23 protein-coding genes and 1 pseudogene are annotated in these 25,591 nt (G+C 52.7%); 13 read left to right on the forward strand and 11 right to left on the reverse strand.

Features of this window, described 5'->3' with window-relative positions; genetic code table 11:
- Positions 1–3 precede the first annotated feature (3 nt).
- From BMY01_RS00360 to BMY01_RS17665, 3 genes are all read left to right on the forward strand, one after another.
- Complete coding sequence (locus tag BMY01_RS00360) at positions 4–1,113, forward strand: ABC transporter permease (protein WP_074743630.1); 1,110 nt, start codon at positions 4–6, stop codon at positions 1,111–1,113.
- Between the two features lie 223 nt (positions 1,114–1,336).
- The gene (locus BMY01_RS00365) at positions 1,337–2,149 is read left to right on the forward strand and encodes a hypothetical protein (protein ID WP_074743631.1); all 813 of its coding nucleotides are present in this window, start codon (positions 1,337–1,339) and stop codon (positions 2,147–2,149) included.
- Between the two features lie 162 nt (positions 2,150–2,311).
- On the forward strand, positions 2,312–2,464 hold the full coding sequence (locus BMY01_RS17665; protein ID WP_175463177.1) for a hypothetical protein: 153 nt from the start codon (positions 2,312–2,314) through the stop codon (positions 2,462–2,464).
- Positions 2,465–2,553: 89 nt separating this feature from the next.
- Here BMY01_RS17665 and BMY01_RS18530 read toward each other — a convergent pair whose 3' ends face one another.
- Positions 2,554–2,682 (reverse strand): hypothetical protein, encoded by a 129-nt coding sequence (locus BMY01_RS18530; protein WP_302848412.1) that lies wholly within the window; start codon positions 2,680–2,682, stop codon positions 2,554–2,556.
- Here BMY01_RS18530 and BMY01_RS00370 point away from each other — a divergent pair.
- Together BMY01_RS00370 and BMY01_RS00380 are read left to right on the forward strand one after the other, a co-directional pair.
- The gene (locus tag BMY01_RS00370) at positions 2,647–2,901 is read left to right on the forward strand and encodes a PEP-CTERM sorting domain-containing protein (protein WP_254772538.1); all 255 of its coding nucleotides are present in this window, start codon (positions 2,647–2,649) and stop codon (positions 2,899–2,901) included. The two genes, BMY01_RS18530 and BMY01_RS00370, sit on opposite strands and share 36 nt — an antisense overlap.
- 688 nt (positions 2,902–3,589) lie before the next feature.
- The gene (locus BMY01_RS00380) at positions 3,590–5,443 is read left to right on the forward strand and encodes an AMP-dependent synthetase/ligase (RefSeq protein WP_074743634.1); all 1,854 of its coding nucleotides are present in this window, start codon (positions 3,590–3,592) and stop codon (positions 5,441–5,443) included.
- Positions 5,444–5,481: 38 nt separating this feature from the next.
- On the opposite strand, the gene BMY01_RS00385 is transcribed toward BMY01_RS00380, so the two are convergent.
- The 3 genes and pseudogenes from BMY01_RS00385 to BMY01_RS18675 all read right to left on the reverse strand — a co-directional run.
- Positions 5,482–5,784, reverse strand: a complete 303-nt coding sequence (locus BMY01_RS00385) for a hypothetical protein (RefSeq protein ID WP_074743940.1) — start codon at positions 5,782–5,784, stop codon at positions 5,482–5,484.
- A 143-nt stretch (positions 5,785–5,927) separates the two neighbouring features.
- A complete protein-coding gene (locus BMY01_RS16950; protein ID WP_081353601.1) occupies positions 5,928–6,098 on the reverse strand; it encodes a PEP-CTERM sorting domain-containing protein in 171 nt (56 codons plus the stop codon).
- Between the two features lie 2 nt (positions 6,099–6,100).
- A pseudogene (locus BMY01_RS18675) lies at positions 6,101–6,601 on the reverse strand (DVUA0089 family protein); the annotation flags it as partial.
- Between the two features lie 510 nt (positions 6,602–7,111).
- On the opposite strand from BMY01_RS18675, the gene BMY01_RS00395 reads away from it, so the two are divergent.
- A complete protein-coding gene (locus tag BMY01_RS00395) occupies positions 7,112–7,345 on the forward strand; it encodes a hypothetical protein (RefSeq protein WP_011380753.1) in 234 nt (77 codons plus the stop codon).
- 31 nt (positions 7,346–7,376) lie between these two features.
- Here BMY01_RS00395 and BMY01_RS00400 read toward each other — a convergent pair whose 3' ends face one another.
- The 7 genes from BMY01_RS00400 to ppk2 form a co-directional block, all read right to left on the reverse strand.
- Positions 7,377–8,021, reverse strand: coding sequence for a DUF2238 domain-containing protein (locus BMY01_RS00400; protein ID WP_074743636.1), 645 nt, complete (start codon positions 8,019–8,021; stop codon positions 7,377–7,379).
- A complete protein-coding gene (locus BMY01_RS00405; RefSeq protein WP_081353602.1) occupies positions 8,014–8,649 on the reverse strand; it encodes a DUF2238 domain-containing protein in 636 nt (211 codons plus the stop codon). The genes BMY01_RS00400 and BMY01_RS00405 overlap by 8 nt, the downstream gene beginning before the upstream one ends.
- A gap of 279 nt (positions 8,650–8,928) precedes the next feature.
- A complete protein-coding gene (locus tag BMY01_RS00410) occupies positions 8,929–9,651 on the reverse strand; it encodes a hypothetical protein (RefSeq protein ID WP_254772539.1) in 723 nt (240 codons plus the stop codon).
- A complete protein-coding gene (locus BMY01_RS00415) occupies positions 9,648–11,612 on the reverse strand; it encodes a DNA repair helicase YoaA (protein WP_074743943.1) in 1,965 nt (654 codons plus the stop codon). The genes BMY01_RS00410 and BMY01_RS00415 overlap by 4 nt, the downstream gene beginning before the upstream one ends.
- Before the next feature lie 246 nt (positions 11,613–11,858).
- Positions 11,859–12,119 carry a hypothetical protein gene (locus BMY01_RS00420; RefSeq protein WP_074743637.1) on the reverse strand — a complete coding sequence of 87 codons (261 nt, stop codon included), beginning with the start codon at positions 12,117–12,119 and terminating at the stop codon, positions 11,859–11,861.
- 145 nt (positions 12,120–12,264) lie between these two features.
- Positions 12,265–12,642, reverse strand: coding sequence for a hypothetical protein (locus BMY01_RS00425; protein WP_254772540.1), 378 nt, complete (start codon positions 12,640–12,642; stop codon positions 12,265–12,267).
- Between the two features lie 544 nt (positions 12,643–13,186).
- Positions 13,187–13,993 (reverse strand): polyphosphate kinase 2, encoded by an 807-nt coding sequence (ppk2, locus tag BMY01_RS00430; RefSeq protein ID WP_074743639.1) that lies wholly within the window; start codon positions 13,991–13,993, stop codon positions 13,187–13,189.
- Positions 13,994–14,764: 771 nt separating this feature from the next.
- On the opposite strand from ppk2, the gene BMY01_RS00440 reads away from it, so the two are divergent.
- From BMY01_RS00440 to treS, 7 genes are all read left to right on the forward strand, one after another.
- Positions 14,765–15,262 carry a copper-binding protein gene (locus BMY01_RS00440; RefSeq protein WP_081353603.1) on the forward strand — a complete coding sequence of 166 codons (498 nt, stop codon included), beginning with the start codon at positions 14,765–14,767 and terminating at the stop codon, positions 15,260–15,262.
- Positions 15,259–16,662, forward strand: coding sequence for a TolC family protein (locus tag BMY01_RS00445; RefSeq protein ID WP_074743641.1), 1,404 nt, complete (start codon positions 15,259–15,261; stop codon positions 16,660–16,662). Before BMY01_RS00440 ends, BMY01_RS00445 begins: the two co-directional genes overlap by 4 nt.
- Positions 16,659–18,281 carry an efflux RND transporter periplasmic adaptor subunit gene (locus tag BMY01_RS00450; RefSeq protein WP_074743642.1) on the forward strand — a complete coding sequence of 541 codons (1,623 nt, stop codon included), beginning with the start codon at positions 16,659–16,661 and terminating at the stop codon, positions 18,279–18,281. Before BMY01_RS00445 ends, BMY01_RS00450 begins: the two co-directional genes overlap by 4 nt.
- Before the next feature lies 1 nt (position 18,282).
- The gene (locus BMY01_RS00455; protein ID WP_074743643.1) at positions 18,283–21,462 is read left to right on the forward strand and encodes an efflux RND transporter permease subunit; all 3,180 of its coding nucleotides are present in this window, start codon (positions 18,283–18,285) and stop codon (positions 21,460–21,462) included.
- A complete protein-coding gene (locus BMY01_RS00460) occupies positions 21,428–21,751 on the forward strand; it encodes a hypothetical protein (protein WP_074743644.1) in 324 nt (107 codons plus the stop codon). The genes BMY01_RS00455 and BMY01_RS00460 overlap by 35 nt, the downstream gene beginning before the upstream one ends.
- 135 nt (positions 21,752–21,886) lie before the next feature.
- Positions 21,887–22,273 (forward strand): small metal-binding protein SmbP, encoded by a 387-nt coding sequence (gene smbP, locus BMY01_RS00465; protein WP_074743645.1) that lies wholly within the window; start codon positions 21,887–21,889, stop codon positions 22,271–22,273.
- A gap of 1 nt (position 22,274) precedes the next feature.
- Complete coding sequence (treS, locus tag BMY01_RS00470; protein ID WP_074743646.1) at positions 22,275–25,577, forward strand: maltose alpha-D-glucosyltransferase; 3,303 nt, start codon at positions 22,275–22,277, stop codon at positions 25,575–25,577.
- Positions 25,578–25,591 lie beyond the last annotated feature (14 nt).

Below are 25,591 nucleotides of genomic sequence, written 5' to 3' on the forward strand. Positions count from 1 at the left end.
CTCATGCTCGATCTGGCGCGCCGCATTATCAGCCTGTGTCGCAAGGAGTTTCTGGCAATCCTGAAAGATCCGGCCAATCGGGTCATTCTTGTCGTCCCGTCGCTGGTGGAAAGCTTTTTATTCGGCTACGCTGCCACTTTTGATCTCATCAACGTGCCCTATGCCTTGCTTGATCAGAGCCGCGGTGCTGCCTCCGTTGAATTGATAGCGCGTCTAGATGGAACCGGTGTTTTTAAGCGGGTCGCAACCTTGCAAACACAGCGGGATATCGCGGGAGTGATCGATTCGCAGCAGGTCCTGATGGTGATACAGATCGGGCCACGCTTCGAGCAGCAAGTGAACGCGGGCGAGCTTGCCCCGGTGCAATTGATTCTCGATGCACGCAACTCCAACAGTGCCAGCTCTGCTGCAGGGTATGTCGCTTCAATTATCGAATCCTATAATACGACGTTAGGTGGCAACGCGACACAGCCCCTTACGGTTGAGGCACGCTCCTGGTACAACCCCAATCTGGAGACCCGCTGGAATCTGATGCCAGGCTTGATCGCCTCGCTCAGCATGATACAGACAATGTTGCTGGCTGCGCTTACTGTGGCGCGCGAGCGCGAGAACGGTACGTTCGATCAGTTACTGGTGACACCGTTTTCACCCATGGAAATCATGGTGGGCAAGGTGATTCCAATCGTTACAATAGGTCTGCTGCAATCCACTATTGTTCTCCTGGTGTCGCTCTACTGGTTCGAGGTGCCGCTTGCCGGCTCGCTGGTAACACTCTATACCGGCTTGGCATTGTTCATCATTGCCAGTGTAGGGCTGGGTCTGGCGATTTCTGCGGTTTGTACCACTATGCAACAGGCCATGCTCTATACTTTCATGCTGGTGATGCCGCTCATAATGCTTTCAGGCCTGACGACGCCAGTGCGCAACATGCCGGAATTTCTTCAGGCTATTACTCTGGCTAATCCTCTCCGCTTTGCTGTTGACCTGATGCAGCGTGTGTATCTGGAGGGGGCTGACTTGTCGATGGTCGGCTATGACCTGATTCCGCTCCTGATCATGGCGGCTGTCACGTTGCCTTTCGCCGCATGGCTGTTTCGGAACCGGTTGCTGTGATCGAAATCAAGAAGCTGCAGGCACTGTAAGCAGAACACCTTTTCCCCTTCCAGTATGGCTCCACTCTCCTTCCAATGTGCATTGTTCTGTGAAAGGTTATACAGACAATGTGAATGTGGTTGTTATTTTACTTTCCTCAGCTATAAAGAAGGGCAATAGCAAAACGCAAGGCATTGCTATCGCAGAGCGCTCCACTCATTTCAAATGACGGGGGAAGTGAAAAATGGAAAAAGTTCTGGAAGTTCTTGATGTTGAGCTATTTGTTCTGGAAAATCACCCACCTAAGTTGCGAATTACCGCGTCAGGAAATATACCTGGCAAGGGATGGACAAATCCGCGGTTAGAACCTTTTGCCTTCATTCAGCCGCCGCCCGACGGCATTTATGATTTTGATTTTGTCGCTGATCCACCTCAAGAATCTGCAACAGACGCAATTACCCCTATCGGTGTCGTTCACCTTTGGGACCCCCTACCTCCCGGTGCCAAGGGGGTTCGGATACACGTCAAACACGATTCAAAAAAGGCATTGCTGGGCAATTCCGAACATTCGGAGAGAAATCTCGGCGTGGGCAATTCCGAACACCCGAAGAGAAATCCCAATCTGGGCAATTCAGGGCACCCGAAGAGAAATCCCAGTCGTTTTACATTTGTTGATCAGGAAAGTGTAAAACGCGTCGTTTTTTTCCCTCAAGCATTGGGTCCGTTAGGTGCAAAAGAAAAGCCACAAGAGGCCTCCCTCGAATATACCGGCCCCGAAGGCCATTTCATATTTCGCGGAGCACAAATTACTCAGCAGCAAACAGTAGCGGGAACGCTTGTCTCAGTAAATTTCAGGTCCGGCGCTGCGGATGAACCTTCTATGGATTTCGCGCTGCTTCTGCCGCCAGTTGAGCTGGGAGAAGAGTTACGGCAGAACTTCAAGACAATGGGCATTCTGATTCACGGTCGTGGCTTTGTCGTAGATCACACCGGAGCCCAACTCACCTACGAAACCGTAAATCTTGAAGGTATCGCGGAATATATCCCCGTTCTTTGAATAAACTCCAAGGTCGCGCCAGATGAAGATGGACGTTTAAACGTCCATCTTCATTGTTAGAGTTGAGGTCTAATCTGACACTGTCTGACACTGATTCGGTATGTTTTCATCAAATTCGGAGCCCCGAATCTCTAAAAATAATCTCTTATCGGAGAGAAAATCATGAAAATTACCCGTAGCTCTAAAATCCAGGGCTTGATTCTGGTCGCAACCCTGAGTATCGGCCTTGGTTTTGTTTTCCCTGTCTCCGCACAAGCAAATCCATACATCCTGGACATCAATAGCAAAGAAGTGATCGATCTTGGAACGCTCTAGATAGAGGTAACGGTGGCACCGGTGGCATCAATGCCACGGGACAGGTGGTGGGGGGGTCGATACAGCTGCAGGTGAGTGGCGCGCTTTCATCACCGGCCCAAATGGCCGGGGGATGACCCGATCTCGGGACGCTGGGTGGAAGCAGCAGTAACGCCCATGGCATCAATGACGCCGGGCAGGTGGTGGGGATCTCCGCTACGGCCGAAGGTGCTGATCACGTTTTTATTACCGATCCGAGCGGCGTAGGCATGGCTGACCTTGATTCGCAGGTTGAGTTGCCAGTCGGATTTTTTCTAGCGCCCGGCCTTCACGTCCAAATCAATAATGTGGGACAGGTCGCTGCCTCTATTATCCCTGAGCCTCAATCTTATGCTTTGATACTCGCGGGCCTGATCCTGGTTGGATTCATCGTCCGGCGAAAAAGTATGGTGACATAAAAAATACTGGAAACTTGACCTATATTGCTGAGGGTACGATTGATTGCTACTGGGTGTGAGGGCCGTTATGCCGTCCTCTCGCAAGACTGCTTAAGCAAAAATGATCCAGAGCTATGGAAGAGCATGCATTCCTTGTAGCTTTTTTCGAGCCTGAAAAGGCTGTTCCTGACATGTGGGGGCGATTCGAATCTGACATTATTCGTCAGATCAAATTCAGGCTAATCCATCTTCATCTTTCAATTTCTGCTTTCACAATTAAGAGTAGGGGTACATTTCTCCGTTCGTTCGATCTCTTCTTCCCTTCTCTCTAAACCCTTCGTCGCTGTTCATCCGGGGCACTTCATCTCCCGTTCGCCCTGATCCTGAGTCTGAAGGATAGAAGGGGCTCTGAACGGGCGACAAGCATTTCCTGAGCAACAGGCCTGTCTTCAGGGTCGAACGGATGCTCAGCCGCGCCCTTTCGGCAAGATCAGGACATGGCTTATCGAAAGATGTCGAATACCGCTTATAGGGAAATGCCTCGTCATTTGGCCTCGTACTCCAACTCCGGGCAAAATGGTTTTCCCTGCGATCTGATCTATGATGAAAGCGGGAGTTACCCGGCGGTCCAAGAAAAATTGCGGAGGCAGCAAAACCATAAGTGTCACGCTTTGGCTTGATTTCAAGGGGATTATGTGGAGTCGTGCAGATGGGACAGAAGCAGAAGACAGATATAATTTCATGCAAAGAGGCTCAAACGCTGGCAGGGCTTTTTTCCATTCGAGTCAAACGCAACCCGCAAGCGATAGCGTACCGGCAATTTGATGTCGAGAGCGGGAAATGGCGGGAATACAACTGGCAGGAAATGAGTACGCGTGTGGCGCAGTGGAAGCGCGCGCTAATGCGGGAGAATCTCGAACCCGGTGATCGCGTTGCGATCCTGCTGCGCAATTCCATCGAATGGGTCTGCTTTGATCAGGCTGCACTCGCTGTCGGGCTCGTGGTGGTCCCTCTGTACCCCTCTGACGCGCCAGATAACATTGCCTACATTCTCGAGGATTCCGGCACACGGTTACTCCTGGTGGGTACTCAAAAGCGCTGGGAAACGCTCGCTTCCCGATGCAAAGACCTCGCCGGATTAGGCAAGATAGTATGCGTTGAACACCCGTCAGCCGACGGTAGCGAGGGCAGGGTGCTACAGGGTGTAGATGAATGGCTGAGGAAAACAGATGAGTGCGCCAGCGATCAGGAGGATGGGGGCAACTCTGGTAGCAAGGGTAGATATCATCCGTCCGATCCTCACGCGCTTGCCACACTTGTTTACACTTCCGGAACGACGGGCAAGCCAAAGGGCGTCATGCTCTCGCACCTTAATGTGCTTTGGGATGCGGAGGCAACACTCCAGGCTATATCCGGCTATCCGGACGACGTCTATCTCTCGCTCCTGCCGCTCTCCCATATGCTAGAACGTACTGTTGGCTACTACGTTCCCCTCATGGCAGGGAGCAGCGTGGCGTATGCCCGTTCTTTGAAAGATTTGCCGGAGGACTTGAAATCCGTGCGGCCCGGTATATTTGTCGCCGTACCCCAGATTTATGCGGGTATTCGCAACAAGATGAACCAGCAGGTGCAGAAAAGAGGACGGATTGCCAAGTTATTGTTCGATTGGACTGTTGCACTGGGTTGGGAACACTTTACCGCTGTGCAAGGGCAGGGGAAGGAGCGACTGTGGCACCGCGTGGCATGGCCCCTTTTTCGCCAACTGGTGGCTGACAAAGCGTTGGCCGCATTCGGGGGGAGGCTCCGGCTTGCCGTAAGTGGAGGCGGTCCACTTGCCACGGATGTTTCAAAGCATTTCATTGGGCTCGGTTTGCCGCTTCTGCAAGGGTATGGATTGACCGAGACTTCCCCGGTTCTTACAGCCAACCGCATGAACGACATCGTGGCGGAATCAACAGGGAGCCCATTGCCTGGCGTAGAGCTTCGTATCGGCGAGCAGGATGAACTATTGGCTCGCAGTCCGGGCGTCATGCTCGGCTATTGGAACAGACCCGAAGAAACCCGCGCTGCAATCGATGCAGAGGGTTGGCTGCATACCGGTGACCAGGCACATATTTCTGACAATCATGTTTTTATCAGCGGGCGGATCAAAGAGATTCTGGTCACCTCCAGTGGTGAAAAAGTACCACCGACAGATCTGGAGATGTCTATCGTTCAGGAACCCCTGTTTGACCAAGTAATGGTGGTAGGCGAGGGAAGACCCTATCTGGCAGCCCTGGTGATAGTGAACAAGGGGGAGTGGCAGAACCTTGCCTCCACCCTCGGCCTGAAAGCGGACGAGCCCCAATCAATGACACATTCAGCTGCCCGAGCAGCCGCTTTGAAAAGGATCAAGGCAACCTTGCGCGGTTTCCCCAAATACGCTCGAATTCGGGCAGTATATCTGTCACAGGAACCCTGGAAGGTGGAAGATGGCCTGCTGACACCGACACTGAAACTGAAACGTTCAGAAATCGAAAAGCGCTTCGCGAGCCAGATTACCGAACTGTACGAAAAACCATAATCTTGGCCAACTGCAGTCTGCCGTTGGCCAAGGTGCCGTTATTTCTGCTCGCGCAGGCGATCCGCTTGATCTTCCATCTGGTCAGCACGAGTCTCCGCCGATTCCCGCGCAGCGTCAGCGGCTCGATCCGTGCTCCGGGAATCCATGCCGGGATCTTGCCTTTCGATCCTGTCCGCGGCTGCCTCCCCCTCCTTCCGCACCACATCCGCCTTATCTTCCTTTGTATCGGCCTTCTGTTCCAACGTTTGTTCCCGCGCCGCCTCCTCTTTGGATTTGCAGGCGGTAAGCCCAAGTGCCAGTGCCAGCATGGTTGCGGTAAGAGCAGGTTTCAGATAGTTCATGATGTTATCTCCTCCAGTTATTTTCGAGGTATCACTATAATCGCCACCGTTGTTTTTTTCTGTACGGTGGCGCACGCGATTGAGTAAAAAGATTAAAAAGATGAATCTATTTCGCTGCAAATGCCACATACTATCGCCGTACTTCATATCAGCATTTGCTTCCTTGGAGAGTACCGTATGACGAACGTAATAAGGCTGAGCCCTGCCAGCAGCAGAGCGTAGGATTCGGGTTCAGGGATAGGAGGAAGAGGATTCTCCGAGATATAAGAAGCGCCAACTGAGGCGGATTCGACATTCGAAATATCAGTGCCCAATGTGAATCACGGCCACCAAAGTTGGTGTTAAAGCTGCCTCGGAAGCCACCAGCTAACAAGGGTCCGTTGGCAAAGCTACCAAATTGAGTGACGGTCGTCGTATAATTTCCGGCGGTGAGATCGAGTGTCAGCAAGGAGTCCCAAGCTTGACCGCTGACGGATTCAGGGACCAGACCGCTGTCATCATTCTGCCCGATCAAATTTACCGATCCATCAAACAGTGTGACGATGGACTCGAATCCTCCTCAGTCAATCTCCGTTCCAGTGGCATTTATACCACCCGCGCTAGACCAGGTACGCAAGGCGACAGCAGAGGCCGGCCCCACTACTGCAAAGTTGAATTCCTGTACCTCATTATCATGTTCAAAGTTTCCGGTAAAAGAAAAATTGGCCGCGTTTACGCTACCAGTAACAAACCCTATAGCAAGAATGGCAGCATGAATTTTTTCATTTTTATTTCTCCTCAAGAAAGCTGCGGCGAATAACAAGATCTGAACCGGCAAAGGCGCCCTATTAACTCACTGGCACCCTTTAAGGTATAACAAAATTCAAATTTTTTAAGCTGTGTGAACCACTTGGACTATTATTATCTTCCGCGTAAAGTCGTAAATAGTCCGGAATTTCATAACAAATAGGGCTGGCGATTGACCGACCACGTCAAAATACCTCAATCCTCTCCTTGGATACTATGTTCGATAGCGCACCGAGAGGCGAAGAGATAGAGTGTATTTCTGCGCGTCTATGTTCTGGATAAACAATTCGCTAGGTTGCTGGATTGATGGCTTCACGCCCATGGCAATCCCAACATCAGGAGATAAATCCTTCCTCTACCTCGGGTCACAACGATTCCAGGAAGCATCATTTCTTATAACCGGAAGGAATAAACGATTCGCAAAATCTGGCGAAGCAGCGGAATAGAAGCTTGTTCGGATTTCAGTTGCAGCGGATTTCAGTTGCAGCAGTGCAGCCCGGGCCTATGGGAAGGCTCGTTTCAGAAAATAGAGGAGGGGTGTATGCCGAAATGCGACGGATGCGGGAACGACTACGATAAAGCTTTTCAGATAGTCGTTTCGAATAAAACCTATACATTCGACAGCTTCGAATGTGCCATTAACCAGCTTGCGCCCACCTGCACGCACTGCGGTGTACGAATCATTGGGCACGGCTTGGAAAAAAGCGGGGCAATGTTCTGCTGTAATCATTGCGCAGAGAAAGAAGGTGTGACGGAACTGCGTGACCGCTCATAGAAAACCTACTTCCGTTACTCTTGCTGCGTTGCTATCCAGCCTTATGGTTTTCTTGGGTTAGCGACACGCCTACTTCGCGCTGAATCGGTTTATAGCCAAAGCTCACGGCAAGTACCGCGCCAATGATGGCAAGAGCCATATCCTTTTGTGCGTCCCAAACGTCTCCTTGCAGTCCGAGGTAGGCAGCACCCAGTTCGGGATTGACGAGCATCGCAATGACCGCCTCGATAATTTCGAAGAAACCGCTGAATGAAATGGTAATCGCTGCGGGCAGAAGCAGTGCCCAGATGCCTTGGGCCTTTGTAATGCGTATGAAGATCTCCTGGATAGGATACGCCATTATTCCGAAAGAGAAATGCACGAGCCGGTCAAAATGATTGCGCTCCAGATGCAACGTTTCCTTGAGCCAGTAGCCGAACGGCACTTCCGCATAGGTGTAGTGGGCACCTATCGTGTGCATGACGAGAAAGAGAAAGATAAGGATATAGGAGGCATTCGAAAGCGGTAGCCGACGATACGTGAAGATCAGCACAGGCACGCATCCGAAAACCAGAAGGTTTTCGAGCAACCAGTCGCTGCGCTTCACCGGATCGAGCGCTGCGATAATCCAGATAATTACATACATAGCGCAAAGTACCTGGACAAGTTTTCGGACACGAAAAGGTTTTTTACTCATGGGGCGTACCGAGCTTAGTAGCGACCCGCTCCTCCCAGTAAGTAAACGGCATTATGGCAAGCGAACCGAGCAGAGCGGCAGTCAGGTCGAATTGCATATCCCACTCATCTCCCTGAGCCCCCAGCCAGGCAGGACCGGTTCCAGGACTTATGATCTCCGCGATGAGTGATTCCATCACTTCAAAACCGACGCTTGCAGCCAGGATTATACTGACAGGTGACCAGTGAGCCGGCCACCCTCGAAGATTGCCCGTGCGAATTACGAGTTCGTAAAACGGATATGCCAACAGCAACCCGAATGTGAAATGAATGACTCGATCATAAGGATTTCTGTCGAGCCCGAGCATGTCCTTGAGCCAGAAGCCAATTGGAGTTTGAGCGTATCCGGTATTTGTACCGACTGCATGCAGGCTGAGGTAAAGCGCGATCAACAGATACGACAGATTCGAAAAAGCAAATCGGCGGTAGGTCGCCGCGAGGATAGCCACAAGGACCACGACAAGAATATTCTCGATAGCCCACACCTGCCAGTCCAGGGGATTTATTGAGGTGGCTATCCACACAAGAAAATACCCGACCAGCACAACTTGCAGGAAGCGGTTTTCGCTGAATGAAAGGCGAGTTTTCATGGCGAGGCGAGAGGACTGATCTCGTCCAAAAGGAGAATTTTCAGCGACAGCAACTCCCTGCCCCCTTGAGCAATTTGCTGAAGGTTATGCCGCTCAGGATTAAATTCCGCGTTTATGAATTTCGAGATGAACTGCCCGAATTAAGTCTTTTTCTATAGCTTCTAATGTTTCGCCCGCTTGATCTGTACGCTTAAGTACATTGAATCAGGAAGATTTTCAAATGGAAGGCGAGATACGGATCTGGCAAAAGGAATTCCGTTATTCACCGCCCGTTTCTATTCAGAAGTCGTAAATGACACGTGAGGTCAACAGCCACTCGGTCCTCTCGCTATTCAACTGCGATGGCCCGCCGCCCACCTGTAGTATCGAGTGCTTGTTGAAGACGTATTGAAGCTGGGGGGTCAATCGGTAGCGCCATCGTCGCTCTTCTATTTCACTGTTTAATTCGATACCAAGCGCGAGATGTTTTGAATAACTGTAAAACAGACTGTTATTGAGCAAGCCGACGAACTCACCCGATTTACCCAAAGCGGTGTGCCGTACTCCGAACATGTTCATCATGCTCCACGTGTTAGAAAATTTATAATCGTTCAAATAGAGGATTTCAGCCGCGAACACTTTTTCATCGTTTTTCCGTCGGCCGATAGCCTGCCAGCCATGCAGCATGCGACCTTGGGCTAGCTTACCGAAAAAGCCCTGCAGGGAAACCTTATATTGTTGCAAAAAATCGTTCTCGATCGGCAGTTCCAATTCGATCGAGTGACCATCCATGTAGGTGTATTCAATCTCGGGCGACCAGCGTAGCGTCTCCGCCCTTGGGGAAAGATTCAGCAAGGCATTGATCTCGAGTTCACCCTTCTTTGCGTCGAGCGGATCGACCAGATCAAAGACCATTGGCTCCGGCCTTTGACTCTGGGAACTGTTTGCCGCATCACTGTCTTCGCCACGCACATCCTGCATGAGAATAAACCCCGCCAGAGTCGCGGGCAAAATGTGCCTCATACCTTGGTTGCGGTGGAACTTGCCGAAAAAAACTCTTCCACTTCAGCCAGATTGCGCGTGCGCTTCATGGGTGGCAGGCTCTGCCAGATTTTTCTGCCATAGGGCCTGCTGATCAGGCGTGGATCGCAGATCATCAGTACACCACGGTCGGTTTCATCCCGGATCAATCTGCCGGCTCCCTGTTTCAGATTGATCACAGCGTGCGGCAATTGATACTCCATGAAGGCATTACGGCCTTCCTTGTTGATTTTGTCGATACGTGCGGCAAGCACCGGGTCATCGGGAGGAGCGAAAGGAAGTTTGTCGATCACCACCAGGGATAATGCTTCCCCACGCACATCCACGCCCTCCCAGAAGGATTGGCTGCCGATCAGAATCGCATTGCCCATCTTCCGGAAGCGCTCCAGCATGTGGGAGCGCGAACCCTGGCCTTGCAGCAGCAGAGGATAGTCGAGACTTTCCTGCTTGAAGGCCTCCAGCAGCAATTCATATGTCTTTTTCATGCTACGCAGGCTGGTGCACAGGAAAAATGCCCGTCCCCGGCTGGCCTTCAATACCGGCAGCGCTGCCTTCACCACTTCTTCCGTATATCTGCTGCTGTTCGGTTCCGGAATGCCTGTTGGAACATAGAGCAAAGCCTGATGGGCAAAATCAAAGGGACTTTCCCAGCACATGGAATGCGAAGGGATGGTTCCCATATTCAGCCCCATTTGATCATTGTAATGAGCGAAGTTGCCCTTGACTGAAAGTGTTGCGGACGTAAATATCCAGGCGCGTGGGGATCCGCCTAATTGCTTGTTGAATATCTCCGCAATGGAAAGCGGGGTGGCATTGAGTTGCAATGCCTGGCTGAATACTTCCACCCACCGCACGAAGCCTTCGGCTTCAGCCTGCTCTTGCCAGCGTTTTATACGGCCGGCGATTTCCCGAGAACGCTGCCAGCAATTTTCCAAACCATCCGAGCGCTCAGCTTGGCTTTCGAGCAGATCGATCAGACTATCCAGTTTTTCCTGCAATTCGCTCAACGCGCCCGCAAATTTTGCGTTAGTCTTGATTGCAGCCACTGGCATGCGCGTATTCTCACCTTCCACAGTCAAGCGGAAATCGCGCGCGGCCTTTTCCATTGCCGCGATGGCAGGGGGGAGGGGAGCAAAATCTTTTGCACTCCCCAGCGCTTCAGCCTCGCTGTCCCGGGCCAACTCCAGCAATTGGCCGGTGCTGACGGATTCCCCAAAGAAGAGACTGGCTGTTTCCGGTAACTGGTGAGCCTCATCAAATATCACCGTGTTGCAGGTGGGGAGCAATTCCGACAGTCCTTCGTCACGCAGCATGACATCGGCAAAGAACAAATGGTGGTTTACCACCACTACATCTGCTGACAGAGCCTGTTTGCGTGCTTCCATGACAAAACAGTCCTTGTAGTGCGGGCAATTCGAACCCAGGCAATTGTCGCGGGTGGAAGTGACGTACTGCCAGACTGACGCATTTTCAGGTACTTCACTCAAACCGCTCTTGTCCCCGCTCTTGCTGACCTTGGCATAACGTTCAATCAAGTTCAGATACTTTACCTCTTCTCGGCTGACGAGGGCTGGGCGGCTTTCCTGGAAGGTACGCTCCAGATGATAGTGACAAACGTAATTTGCCCGTCCCTTCAATAAAGCCACGGTAACCGGAACTTTGAGCGCACTCTGAACGGTAGGAATGTCACGGTTGAACAACTGATCTTGCAGAGTCTTTGTCCCGGTGGAAATAATCACCTTTCCACCTGTCATCAAGGCGGGCACCAGATAGGCGAAGGTTTTGCCCGTGCCCGTTCCGGCCTCGGCTATCAGGATCGTGTTGGAGGCAATGGTATCAGCAATTGCCTGAGCCATTTCCCTCTGTTGGGGACGCACTATATAACCTGGCACACTCCGGGCTAAAGCGCCCCCAGCAGAGAAAAGGGAATTGATATCGAGCATGGAAGGTGTCATCAACCTTCCATCATGATATCGCAGTGTCAGGAATAAGGCATCCTGACTATAGGTATTGCAAGGGCAGGGGGGCTATAACTGGAGTGATTTATGCGGATTAAGGCAGACTAAGTGACCCGCTGTAGCGAGACGAACGTACTTCAGCAGCGCTTCCTCAGGTACGCCGCTTACTACAGTTTTAAGTGTTATCTAATACTGTTGTTGCCTCTGGTTCAGGGTGACGTGGGAAAATATTCAGGTTTGTGCGATAAGAGTTCCGCTTTTCATGAAAGCGCTCTTTCCTGACACCTCAGGTTTTTGCGGTGCTCTTTCATGACGAACTTCCACAGCGCCCTGATGGGTTTTGTCCCAAAACGTCCAGCACAGCGGATCACTGTAGAAGTCTCTTTTCTGCGCCATATTGCGCGCCAGCCTATTAAGCGTCCCGATGCTGAACAGCGCAAAGATAACCAGAATTATCAGCGGAAACCATCTTTTTAACAATGATGCCTCCATGGGCTTATGCCGGACTGTTTTTATATCATCGATCAAAGGCCATTTTGGCGATAGGATAGCACAGGAATTTCGTCGGCGGCCTTTACTTCTTCCTGTGAGTTACTTGCATACACAAAGGCAATGCCAAAAGATGCCTTAGGGTACCTCAATTACTCCGGTTATGGTTTTGTTGTGGATCGGAACCTCCGGCTGCCTGTTGTGAGGGTACACCGTAACCCTCCTGTTCGAGCCTTGTCGCTATTTGACGATGCAAGGCTGCTTTGCCAAGACTTGCCTTGGCTGCGTGCTCATACCTCTGCATCAACGCCCAGGTATGCGATTGCTGATCCTGCGCCAGCCGTCCGTATAGATAGCTTTTTTCCTGATAATGGTCGAGCAGTTTTCGCTGCTCGTTTGCTCTGGCGCGCATTTCTTCAGCCAGATTCTCAAATTGCTTTGTCAAAGCGTAATGATCCTTATATGTTCTGGCTTCCTCCACCGTTTTCAGGAGAGCAGGACTGTTGACCGTTTCATATGGACTCATGGGGGCGCATGAAGCTAATAGCGCGAGCATGAATACAATTGCTGGAAAACTTCTTGTTGTCATACGGACGCCTGATCTGAAGCTGAGTTGAACCGGGGAAGTGCACGATACGAACGTTCTGCTTATGGAACAGCGTATCAATCGGAGGGTACTTTGTCAACTTTCTCATGTCTAAAGTGTCTCAACTCTCAGGAAGATGTAAAGTAGAGGGTGGGCAGGTGAAACAAAAATAAAGATGGGCATTAAAATCACAGAACCCAACATAGCTTGTGAAAGTCATAACTTGTTTATTGCGCGGGACATGCTTCTATAGAATGAGGGCAGTCAGACTGCGCAAATGAATGCGGTGGCATCTCAAGGTCTTGAGAAGGCAGGGAGTGATTCCGCTGGTATTGCATCTAACGGGAGGAGATGCATTCCAGCCCCTTTAACGGATCATGACGGAGAGGCGCCACCGCTCCCATTCGGCGGACTCCCGGAGGGGAGCAACGCGACTTGAAATAAAAGTATTTCCAGAAAGGTTACGTACAATAAAACAGTACGCCTATACCGCCAGCAGACCTTCCTCTATGAACGAGGCGGTAAATATCGATACAATTTGCGGGTCCGGCAAAATCAGACGCTCGTCTTTGTCTTCGTAATCCAGCCGGCTGAGCATGTCCTTGATGACGTTCAGCCGCGTCAGCTGCTTGTCGTCCGCATGTACGATGATCCAGGGCGTAATCAGATTATGTGTATGCGTCAACATCTTGTCGCGCGCTAATGTGTATTCATCCCATTTTTCGAGAGCATACCCATCGAGCGCGCTGATTTTCCATTGCGCCAGAGGATCCTTTCTGCGCTGGCTCAGCCTTTTTTCCTGCTCGGGTTTACTGATATCGAGGTAGTACTTGAGAAGTTTGATGCCGGAGCGTATCAGCATGAGCTCGAACTCTACTACTGAGCCCATGAATTCTTCATACTCGGCATCGGTACAAAAACCCATTACCTTTTCCACACCCGCCCGGTTGTACCAACTGCGGTTAAACAGCACGAGCTCCTGAGCTGCCGGAAGGTATTGAACGTAACGCTGGAAATACCACGTGTTGCGGTCGCGGTCCGAGGGTTTGCCGAGGGCGACCACGCGCGTTTCACGCGCACTCAGGTGCTCGGTGATCCGCTTGATCGTGCCGTCCTTGCCAGAGGCATCCCGCCCTTCCATGATAATCAGAATCTTGTCACCGCATTCGATGAGGTGCCGTTGAAGCTTGACAAGTTCAACCTGGAGTTTGTATAGCGTGTCCTCGTAGTCTTCCTTGGATATTTCGGATGCATGTGCTTCCTTTTCCTTCTTGTCTTCCTTTTTGCTCATGGTCAGGTATTTCTCCGTGCAAAATCCGAATCGCCAGAGGATGTGAAGACACCGAATGTCGATAGGATGGAGTTCAACTTGAATTTATCCAACCTTCTACTATGATAGATCAACAGTTGCTGAAGAATCGGGACAGTAGGATATGAATTTTCCCTTATAACACGTAACTCTTGTTCTGACAGATAGATGCCTCATACTGGATAATATGATGCTGCGTGCGCGCATATTCTTATCGATTCTGATCATGTTGTCGTTGCCCCTGCAAAGCGCTCTGGCCGCTATCATGCCGCTATGCGCTCAAGCCAGAAATATATCTGTATCTGGGGGATCTCAAAATCAAATTGATCATGAAGTCCCTTCCGCAGCTTGTCCCTTGCATGACAACAGCAATCACAGACAGCCGGACAGACAACCGGGTGGTGATAACGCAGAGGGTGAGGCGGATTTGACCCTTTCCTGCGATGGAGTCGTTTGCCATATAAGCGGCAATGGTCTGCCATCTGCGGCGTCCGCACTCAATCTTCCTGGCGGATTTTCTTACGCCATCTTGCCCATTTCTCGTTTTTCCTCGTTGGTTCTTCAGCAGCCGCAACGACCTCCTCTAGCCTGATCTCTTACGCGTATTAAACCAGCAGCCGGACGGCAGGTCTTTTGCTGCCCAGCGTCAGCGTTTTTGTATGGGTCGTTTCCCCTGACTAAAATTCCGCCGGCTAATTTTCTATTGCTGAATCGGTAACCCGCGGGGGATTATATGTTTTCAAGGAAGTCAGGATGATTACGCCACTCTTCGTTGTACTGCAACTGGCGCCAATACTTGCGTGCCTATCTGCCGAGCCACTTGGGGGCGAAGCCGCACAACCGGCTCCGATTGATTCCAGGCAAATTGCTCTTTCGATGAGGTATGAACCCGTATTGTTTAATGATGGGCTATTCCACAAGCAGAACTTTGAACCAGCCAAGGACAAAAAAACAATAGTTGCGAGTGCGTCCGGGGCTACAAAGACAACTCCACCTGCGAATCTTGTTCCAGGCAGAGGAATAGTAGTGAAGATTGATCGGATCAATGCGCTCGTCAGGATAAACCATGATCCTATCCCCGCCCTGGATTGGCCCAGAATGACAATGTCTTTTCGCCTGAGGGAGAGCGCTTTGGCTGGGCAGGTCAAGGAAGGCGATGTAGTGGAATTCTTCCTCGAAAAATCAGGTTCCAATTACATCATCGTCAAATGGCGGAGGCAGGCTCCAACAGGACAAGGGAGTTCGCAATGATTCCCATCGGAATCATCACCCCGGTGCTTGCCGCCGTCATGCTTTCTACAGTGGCCCACGCGGAAGTTTCGCCCCCGGCAGGTAGAGGAACGTCTACACGGGCTGCTCCAGAACAATCTGTGGAAAACTTTGTGACAGCCTATCCCCAAAATTCAGCTTCGCCGGCTACCCTGACCACCCTGATTGCAGAAGCCCTGGAGAACAATCCGGAAATCCAGGCTGCGCTGCGGGAACGAGAAGCCGCCCAGCAAAGAATATCGCCTGCAGAAGCACTGGAGGACCCTGTTCTGGAAGCAGGCGTGATCAATGCCCCGTTGGCATCTTCCACTTTTAACCGTGAGGACATGACCATGAAAATGATCGGTCTGTCCCAGCGATTCCCTTTTCCAGGGAAACGCGGTTTGCGTAAAGATGTCGCCGCCAGGGATGCAGAGGCCATTGAATATGGTTACCAGGAGACCATCAACCGTGTTGTACGCGATATCAAGGTCTCGTATCTCGATCTGGGTCTCACCCTTGAAATGACCCGCCTGGTTGAAAAAAACAAGCTCATCCTGGAAGAGCTTCTCCACATTGCTGAAGATCACTATGCGGTAGGGCGAGGAAACCAGGCCGATGTGCTAAAGGCCCAGACGCAGGTATCCGGAATGGCGAATGAACTGCTGAAGCTTGCAAGAGAAAGACCGGTAATCGAAGCCGAGTTGACACGCACGCTCGGTCGCACCGGGAATAAGCTGTTGCCAGTACCCGCACCGCCGCAATTGCGCGAGGAAATCCTGAGCCTGGAATCATTGCTTGAGGCTGCCCTGACCCAACGCCCACAATTGCTGGCGCTGCAAAGCCTTGTTGCCCGCAACGATAAAGCGCTGGAACTCACGCGCAAAAATTATTATCCCGACTTCGACGTGCGTATGTCTTACGGTCAGCGCGACAACATGCTGGACAACAGCCGGCGACCGGACATGGTAAGTCTGACGGTGGCAATGAACCTCCCCGTGTGGCGGGCCAGCAAACTCGAGCCACGTGAAGCGGAGTCGCTGGCGATGCGTGATCAGGCTCGGAGCACTTATGAAGCGCAACGCAATGAGGTGGCGGCAAGACTGCGCCAGCAGGCAGCGTTGGCCGAGCAAAGCCTGAAATCCGCGCGGCTCTACCAGACAGCCATTCTGCCGCAGGCCCGGCTTACGGTCGAATCCACCCTGGCGGCTTATCGGGTTAACCGGGTCGATTTCATGACACTGCTCGACAGCCAGATGACAGTATTCAACTCCGAAATCAGCCTGGCGACCACCATAGCAAGTTACAACAAGGCGCTTGCGGAGATCGATCTGCTCACTGGTAAATCGCCAGACAACTCATTACCTATCCCCCGGAAGCTCATGTCGAAGGAGCGCATGTGAAGCTCGCCGTCAAATTAATAGCTTTTGTCGCCTTGGCTGCGGCCTTACTTGTCACCGGGTACTGGTGGGGCGCAACCCGGCCTTCGACTTCTGCCGCTAAGGCCTCGAGTGTGGTTGCAGACGGTAAGCCTGAAAGGAGGATTCTCTATTATCGCAACCCCATGGGCTTGCCCGACACTTCGCCGATACCCAAAAAAGATCCCATGGGTATGGACTACATACCTGTTTACGAGGACGAGGAATCTGCTCCCGCCGATGCGGCAGTCAAGATCAGCATCGACAGGATACAAAAACTGGGAGTAAGAACCGAGCAGGTCAGCATGCGCGAACTCAGTCGCACCGTAAGGGCAGTAGCGACAGTGCAGGCGGATGAACGACGGCTGCACATCGTGGCGCCCAGGTTCGAGGGATGGATCGAGCGGCTCCACGTCAATACGACAGGGCAAGCGGTTAGAAAGGGCGACCCGTTGATGGACGTGTATAGCCCCGACCTGATCACGGCACAGCATGAATATCTCATCGCCCGGAGAGGAACAAGAGACGTGGAGGATGGCGGCCTTGAGGTTCAGGCGGGAATGGAACGACTGACTGAAAGTGCCTTGCAGAGATTGCGCAATTGGGACATATCCGCAGCCGATCTAAAGACACTTCAGCAGGAAGGCAAGTTTACACAGTCCATCATATTTCGTTCTCCAGTAAGCGGCGTGGTTTTGGAAAAACGGGCGATTCAGGGACAGCGCTTCATGGCAGGAGAGATGTTGTATCAGATTGCGGATCTCTCCAGAGTATGGGTGCTCGTAGACGTGTTTGAGCAGGATCTTGCCATGATATACCTGGGGCAGACTGCCACCATCCGGGTTGAGGCCTATCCGGACAAGGTGTTCCCAGGCGAGGTGACTTTCATATACCCGACGGTCAATCCGGAAACCCGAACTGCCAGTGTGCGCATTGAGTTGCCCAATCCGCAAGAGCTGCTGAAACCGGCGATGTACGGGAAAGTGGAGTTCGTTTCAACCCAACGTAAAGACAGAGTGCTTGCCGTCCCCGAGTCGGCCATACTCGATGCCGGTACCAGGCAGTCTGTGCTGGTGGATCTCGGCGAAGGCCGCTTTGAACCGAGGCTCGTGAAGCTGGGCAAGCACGCGAACGACTATGTGGAAGTTCTGGATGGACTGAAGGCCGGGGAAATGGTTGTGGTGAAAGCCAATTTTCTCATCGATGCCGAAAGCAACCTCAAGGCTGCACTGAGCAGTTTTGCCCGCAGCAGTCAGGATTTAATGCCTAGCGAAGCGAGGGGGAGAGGCCAGATCGCCTCTGGCTCATCCGGAACTGTACCTTTATCCCCGTCTCCATTTTCATTGAGCCATCGCGGGGAAGGAACCATCGAAGCGATCGATGTGGCCAACACAACCGTGACTCTTGCCCACGGCCCGATCGCAAGCCTCGGGTGGCCGGCAATGGTGATGGATTTCAAGGTTCTGGACCCCGCGTTATTACGAATGTCGAAACCCGGCCAGAAGGTTGCTTTCGAGATAACGGAAGCATCGCCGGGGGAGTACGTTATTGTTCGTATACAGCCCCAGGCTGGGGCTGCCGCCGATAACGGAAAGAAGCACTGAGATGGTCGGCAATATCATCGAATGGTCGGTACGGCACCTCTTCCTGGTGCTGGTCGGTACATTCTTCGTAATAGTCTGGGGCGTATATTCGGTATGGAAGACACCGATCGATGCGATTCCGGATCTTTCGGACGTGCAGGTCATCATTTATACGGAATATCCGGGCCAGGCGCCCCAGGTAGTCGAAGACCAGGTTACCTATCCGCTCACCACTGCCATGCTGAGTGTGCCGAAATCCAGGGTAGTGCGTGGTCTCTCCAGTTTTGGCGTGTCGTTCGTATACGTCATCTTCGAGGATGGCACAGACATCTATTGGGCACGCTCGCGCGTATTGGAATACCTGAGTTTTGCTGCTGCTCGCCTGCCCGGGAATATAAAGCCTTCACTTGGTCCGGACGCCACTGGAGTAGGCTGGATTTATCAATATGCCGTGACCGCAAAGAATCGTACCCTCGACGAGTTGCGCGCCATCCAGGACTGGTTCTTGCGTTATCAGCTAGCCGCGGCGGAGGGCGTGGCGGAAGTAGCCAGCGTAGGGGGATTTGTACGAAGCTATCAGGTTACGGTGAATCCGCAGCAGCTACAGGCTTACGGCATCCCGTTAAAGAATGTGTCCCAGGTTATCGCTGCCAGCAATCGCGATGTGGGAGGGCGTGTGATCGAGCTCGCGGAGACAGAATATGTGGTGCGCGGCAAAGGCTATCTGGGCGGGATAGACGATCTCGAAAAACTCGTCGTCAAGGCGGAGAAGGGCACGCCGGTGCTGTTGCGTGATATTGCCCGGGTGGAACTGGTTCCTGAGGAACGTCGCGGCATAGCCGAGCTTGACGGCGAAGGAGAAGCTGTCTCGGGTATTGCGGTGGCGCGGCACGGCGAACATGCTCTCGATATCACACGCAATCTCGAAAAGAAAATTGCCGAGATCATGCCGGCCCTGCCGGAAGGTGTTTCAATCCGGTCCCTCTACGACCGTTCGGGTCTGATCCAGCGCGCCATCACGACGCTGCGTGAGGTGTTGATCGAGCAGATCATTATTGTGGCGCTGGTTTGTGCGGTCTTCCTCATGCACGTGCGGAGCGCCCTGGTGGCGATCATCATGCTTCCCATCGGCGTACTCATCGCTTTCATCGCAATGCGGTTCCTCGGCATCAATTCCAACATCATGAGCCTTGCGGGCATCGCTCTTGCGATTGCTGAAATGACCGATGCGGCGATCGTCATGATCGAGAATGCGCACAAACATCTTGCGCGCGCTGGCCCGGGAGTTTCAAGTACAGCCCGCAAAGAGGCCGTCATTGATGCCTGTAGGGAAGTTGGCCCATCGCTGTTCTTCAGCCTGCTGATCATCACGGTATCGTTCCTGCCTGTGTTTACCCTTGAAGCGCAGGAAGGACGCATGTTTCAGCCACTGGCCTATACCAAGACTTTCGCCATGGCGGGTGCCGCCTTGCTTTCGATCACCCTCGTTCCAGCCTTGATCCTGCTTCTGATCCGCGGTCGCATTCCGCTTGAGCAGGATAATCCACTGAGCCGTTTCATGATCCGGACCTATCATCCGGTAGTGGGCCGGGTGATGCATTGGAAAAAAATAATCATTCTGGCAGCGCTTGCTGTGCTTGGGATAACCATTTATCCCGCACTCAAGCTGGGCACGGAGTTCATGCCGACATTGAACGAAGGCACGCTTCTTTACATGCCAGTGACCTTGCCGGGCATTTCCGTGACGAAAGCAGCTGAGATATTGCAGACGCAGGATAGGATCATCAAAAGCTTTCCGGAAGTGGCATCAGTGCTCGGCAAAGCGGGGCGGGCCAATACTGCAACCGACCCGGCGCCGCTGGAGATGGCTGAAACCATCATCAACCTGAAACCGGAGACTGAATGGCGCTCCGGGATGACCGTGGATAAATTGATCGCTGAAATGGACCCGGCACTCCAGATGCCTGGGGTCAGCAATGCCTGGACCATGCCGATCAAGAACCGGATCGACATGCTTGCCACAGGCATACGCACGCCCATTGGCGTCAAAGTGTTCGGCAAGGATCTGGAGGAAATCGAAATCCTTGCCAGACAAATCGAGACAGCGATAAAAACGGTGCCTGGAACGACGAGTGTCTATGCGGAACGCATTACTGGCGGCTATTACCTCGATATCAAGCCGGACCGCATGGCGCTCGCGCGTTATGGACTGGCCGTAGGGGACTTGCTGGATGTAATCTCGGTGGCACTGGGCGGCGAAACGGTAACCACCACCGTGGAAGGACGGGAACGCTTCGCTGTCACCGTGCGTTATCCACATGCATTGCGCAGTGATCCTCAAGCAATCGCTACCCAGGTGCTGATACCCACCATGGACCAGACGATGATCCCGCTCGGGCAACTTGCGCAAGTAAAACTCCTCCAAGGCCCGCCGAGTATCCGCACGGAGAACGCGCTGCTGTCGGCTTACATCTTCGTCGATATCCGCGACCGCGACATCGGCAGCTATGTCGCGGAAGCCCAGCAGGCAGTACGTGAGCAGGTGCGGTTTCCGCCGGGGTATTACGCAACCTGGAGTGGCCAGTTCGAATACATGGAACGTGCTGTCGAAAAGCTGAAGGTAGTCGTGCCGCTTACGGTCCTGATCGTATTCCTGCTTGTATATCTGAACTTTCATCGACTCACCGAGACGCTGATCGTCATGCTTTCGGTTCCTTTTTCCTTGGTCGGCGGCATCTGGCTCATGTATCTGCTTGGCTACAACATGAGCATCGCAGCGGCGGTCGGCTTTATCGGACTCATCGGTATCGCGACTGAAACAGGAATGGTCATGCTCACTTTCCTCGATCGGGCGTTGGCGAGTATCACGGCGACGCGGCAAGCTGCAGGCGAAAAAATTACCGTTGAAGATCTTTACGAGGCAGTGATCCAGGGCGCGGTATACCGGATACGTCCGGTGATGATGACCATCTCGGGAAGCGTCGTTGGATTGCTCCCTGTCATGTTCAGCACAGGCACGGGATCCGAGCTGACACGGCACATAGCTACTCCCATGGTGGGCGGAATGGTTTCCACTACAGTACTGACGCTGGTCGTATTTCCGGCCGTCTTTGCTCTGGTCAAGGGAATCACTGTACAAGGCGACAGCAAAAGACACGTGCTCACGCGTGCAAGAACACAAAAGGGAACTCGAAGAATATGAAACGCGTCCCTATTATTATGGCAAGCACGGATCTCAAGGCGCATTGCCAAAGATTGATAAGCGACTAAGCTATAAAGCAGGCTGCGGAGGCAAACCTGGATATGGCAAAGGATCACAGAAAGATGGTGGAGGAAATGAAACAAACGTATTGACGATGACGGGCGACGGTATCAATGATGCACCAGCGTTGACGCAGGTGTTTTTATCCGCATTCGACTTCTGCTATCACCCATGTTTGCCGCGCAAGGTGATGAATCCTCTGTCTGTCGTCAGCAATCTTTGCGGTTGAACCGTATTCAACTCTGAAATGAGTCCGGGCAGGAGTCTTAGGTACTACTGTTACTGTACGGACCTTGGTTACGCCCCTTACAATGAGTCCGAGAAGGGGCAGGCCCTTCGGATTCATTCACCAGGGAGAGATGTCATGAAAAAGCCATTCTCGTGCAGCTTGATCGCTTTTGCTTTCCTCGCAGGATGTTCTACGATGGATTATGCTACAGATGAACATGAGGACAAGGCGCTTCAGGAATTGGGACTGGCAGTCAGAAGTGCTGAAAATGAGGACGCAGGAGGCGTTATCGCCCATACTGAAAAAGCGAAGAAACACCTGATCGAGGAAAACCACGAACATCCTTATACCCATCCGTTCATATCGATATATGGGCAGTCTCCGAAAGCGGAACATGATATGGAGACATTCGAAGAAATGGATAAGGCGATCGGGGAAGCGAAAAAAGGGAACTTTACAAGAGCCGTGGAGGCTGCCAGAAGAGCTTCTGTTCATCTGAAACAGAAAGCCCGGTCGAAATAGCATGGAACGAGAAGAAGATCCGCTCTGGTACAAGGACGCCATTATCTATGAATTGCACGTCAAGACATTCTTCGACAGTAATGGCGACGGCATAGGAGATTTTTCGGGCCTGATCTCCAAGCTCGACTATCTGGCGGAACTGGGCGTCACCGCGCTCTGGCTTCTTCCATTCTATCCGTCTCCGGGACGGGATGACGGTTACGATATTTCCGATTATCACAGTGTGCATCCCGATGTCGGCACCTTGGAGGATTTTCACCGGTTTATCGCGGAAGCTCATGGTCGAGGTTTGCGCGTAATCACAGAACTGGTGCTCAACCATACTTCCGATCAGCATCCCTGGTTTCAGGCAGCTCGGCGCGCCCCACCGGGGTCCGTGAAGCGCGACTATTACGTATGGAGTGACGACAACACCAGGTACAGCGGTGCGCGCAGTATTTTCACGGACACAGAGGGATCCAACTGGGAATGGGATGATGTAGCCAAAGCCTATTACTGGCACCGCTTTTTTTTCCATCAACCGGACTTGAATTTTGACAACCCGCATGTCTTTAACGCCATGATGCATGTGATGCGGCTTTGGCTGGACGCGGGTGTCGATGGCATGCGGCTGGATGCCATGCCCTATCTGTGCGAGCGCGAGGGGACCAACTGCGAAAACCTGCCCGAGACTCATGCGGTGATCAAACGCATGCGTTCCGAACTGGATAAACACTACCGTAACCGGATGTTCCTGGCTGAGGCGAACCAGTGGCCGGAGGATGTACGCGAGTATTTTGGTGATGGCGACGAATGCCATATGGCTTTCCATTTTCCACTCATGCCGCGAATGTACATGGCTATTGCGCGCGAAGATCGTCACCCCATTGTAGAGATCATGGAGCAGACACCAGACATCCCCGAGAATTGTCAGTGGGCAGTGTTTCTGCGCAATCACGACGAACTGACATTGGAGATGGTCACCGATCGCGAGCGGGACTATCTTCACCAGACATATGCAATCGACCCTCAGGCCCGCCTGCATCTCGGTATTCGACGGCGCCTGGCGCCCCTGATGGACAATGACCGGCACCGAATTGAATTGATGAATCTGCTGCTCATGACCATGCCGGGGTCGCCCGTGCTCTACTATGGAGATGAGATCGGGATGGGTGATGACCTTCTCCTCGGTGATCGCAATGGAGTGCGGACACCCATGCAGTGGTCAGGTGCAGTTAACGGCGGGTTTTCAACGGCTGATTCTCAGCGGCTTTTCCTGCCGACCATTATTGATCCCGTATATGGGTTTGGTGCAGTGAACGTGGATTCACAGAGACGTAATTCGTCATCCCTGCTCAACTGGATGAAGCGCCTGATTGCGATGCGCAAGGCGCACCGAACCTTTGGTCGGGGCACGCTGCGTTTTTTGCGGCCTGGTAATCGCAAGATTCTTGCTTATCTGCGTGAGCATGAGGATGAAACGATTCTGTGCGTGGCTAATCTGTCCCGCGTCGCGCAGCCAGTAGAACTGGATTTAAGTCAATTCAGGGGAAGGGTACCAGTTGAATTGATGGGTCGCACGCCATTCCCGCCTGTGGGTGAGCTGCCGTATCTCCTTACCTTGAGCGCTCATGGCTTTTATGCTTTTCGCTTGGCGACCGACATGGCCGCGCCTGCCTGGCATGAGGAGCGGCAGGTGTCGCCGGATCTGCCTGTTCTGGTACTGGTCGAGTCGGGTTGGGGTACGCTGCTGAACCGTGGCGAGGGTGGCGGGGCCATGAAAGATCTGATGGCTCGCCGTGCCCGGGAGCAGCTCGAGGGACAGATCATGCCCCGCTTCTTTTATTCCCAGCCCTGGTTTGTCATGCGGAACCTGCCGGTCAGAAAATTTGAGCTTGGGGAGATGCACGAGTGGTCGACAGAGCAGGGAAGCTGGTTGCTGGTCACCGTCGTTTTAACGCTGGCCAATGATGAGGCTTATCACTTTGCCGTACCTCTGGCGCTGGTGTGGGAGGACGAGGATGAGGCGATTGTGAGCACGCTGCTGCATGCCACGCTTGCAAAGGTTCGCCGCCGGGAACGGACAGGCGTGCTGTTCGACGCCTTCTGGGACGATGGCTTCTGCCGCGCCATGGTTTCCAGCATGCATGACGGCTCAGCGCTCCTGTTTAAGGGTGGGCAAGTGTCTTTCCATGCAACCAGCGCTTTTCCCGACTCCACGGATTCAAACGGAACAGCAACGGTGACACGGACAGTTTCGGAAAGAGGGCGATTGTTTGTGAACATGGGCGACCGATTGGTACTGAAAGGATACCGCTGGCTTCTTCCCGGTGTGCACCCCGAGTTGGAGATGTCGCGTTTTCTGACGGAGACAGCAAAATTTACACATATGGCGCAACTGGCGGGCACCGTGGAGTACATGGACGGCGAGGGACGCAGTTCCACTCTGGCAATCCTCGAGCACTATGCCGAGAATCAGGGTAGCGGCTGGGCTTATACACAAGACTATCTGCAACGCTACCTGGATGAGTGCCGCGCACAACAAAAGCGTCCCATTGATGCTCGGCATGTTGCCTACATGACCCTGATCAATACCCTGGGATTGCGGACAGCTGAATTTCATAAGGCTTTGGCGCAGCCTGATGCAGATGGGGCTTTCGGCGTCGAGCCCATTACCCCTGAAGATCTTGCGGAGTGGGTGAACACAGTGCGTGTGCAGATGGATGAAATGTACAAATTGCTGGAGACGGCATTGCCGGATCTGCCCAACTCCGCACAGTCGATCGGTGACGATCTTTTATCAGGCCGGTCGAAATTCTACCGTCGTATCGCCCGGCTGGCAGCGATGCATCCCGAGGCCTTGAAGGCGCGCTGTCATGGGGATTACAGCCTGCGTCAGGTGTGGCTCTCGAGCAATGATTTTCTGATTACGAATTACGGCAGCGGCCCCGAACGCGCATGGCGTGAGCGCCGCTGGAAACAGAGTCCCCTCCGTGATGTGGCAGGCATGCTGTTTTCGTTTTCCGAGGTAGCGGCAGCGGCACTGGAGCATGTTACGGATGAATATCCGGAATCAACCGCCATGCTTGCACAACAGGCTGATAAATGGCAAACCCTTGCCAGCGCCGATTTCCTCAAAAGCTATCGCAGGGCGATGAACGGAAATTCCCTGTTTCCCGCTGATACCGGAGTAACCGATGCTTTGGTTACGCTCTTCATGGTGGAAAAAGCTGTTGCCAGCGTGAGTAACGCGCTCGCGCAACAATCGAAGTCAGTCGATGGAACCATGCAGCGACTGATACGGCTGATGCAACACAGAAGGTAGAAAAAGGGGAAGAG

It is taken from the genome of Nitrosospira multiformis (assembly GCF_900110185.1).
In the GTDB taxonomy this organism is placed as follows: Bacteria; Pseudomonadota; Gammaproteobacteria; order Burkholderiales; family Nitrosomonadaceae; genus Nitrosospira; species Nitrosospira multiformis_A.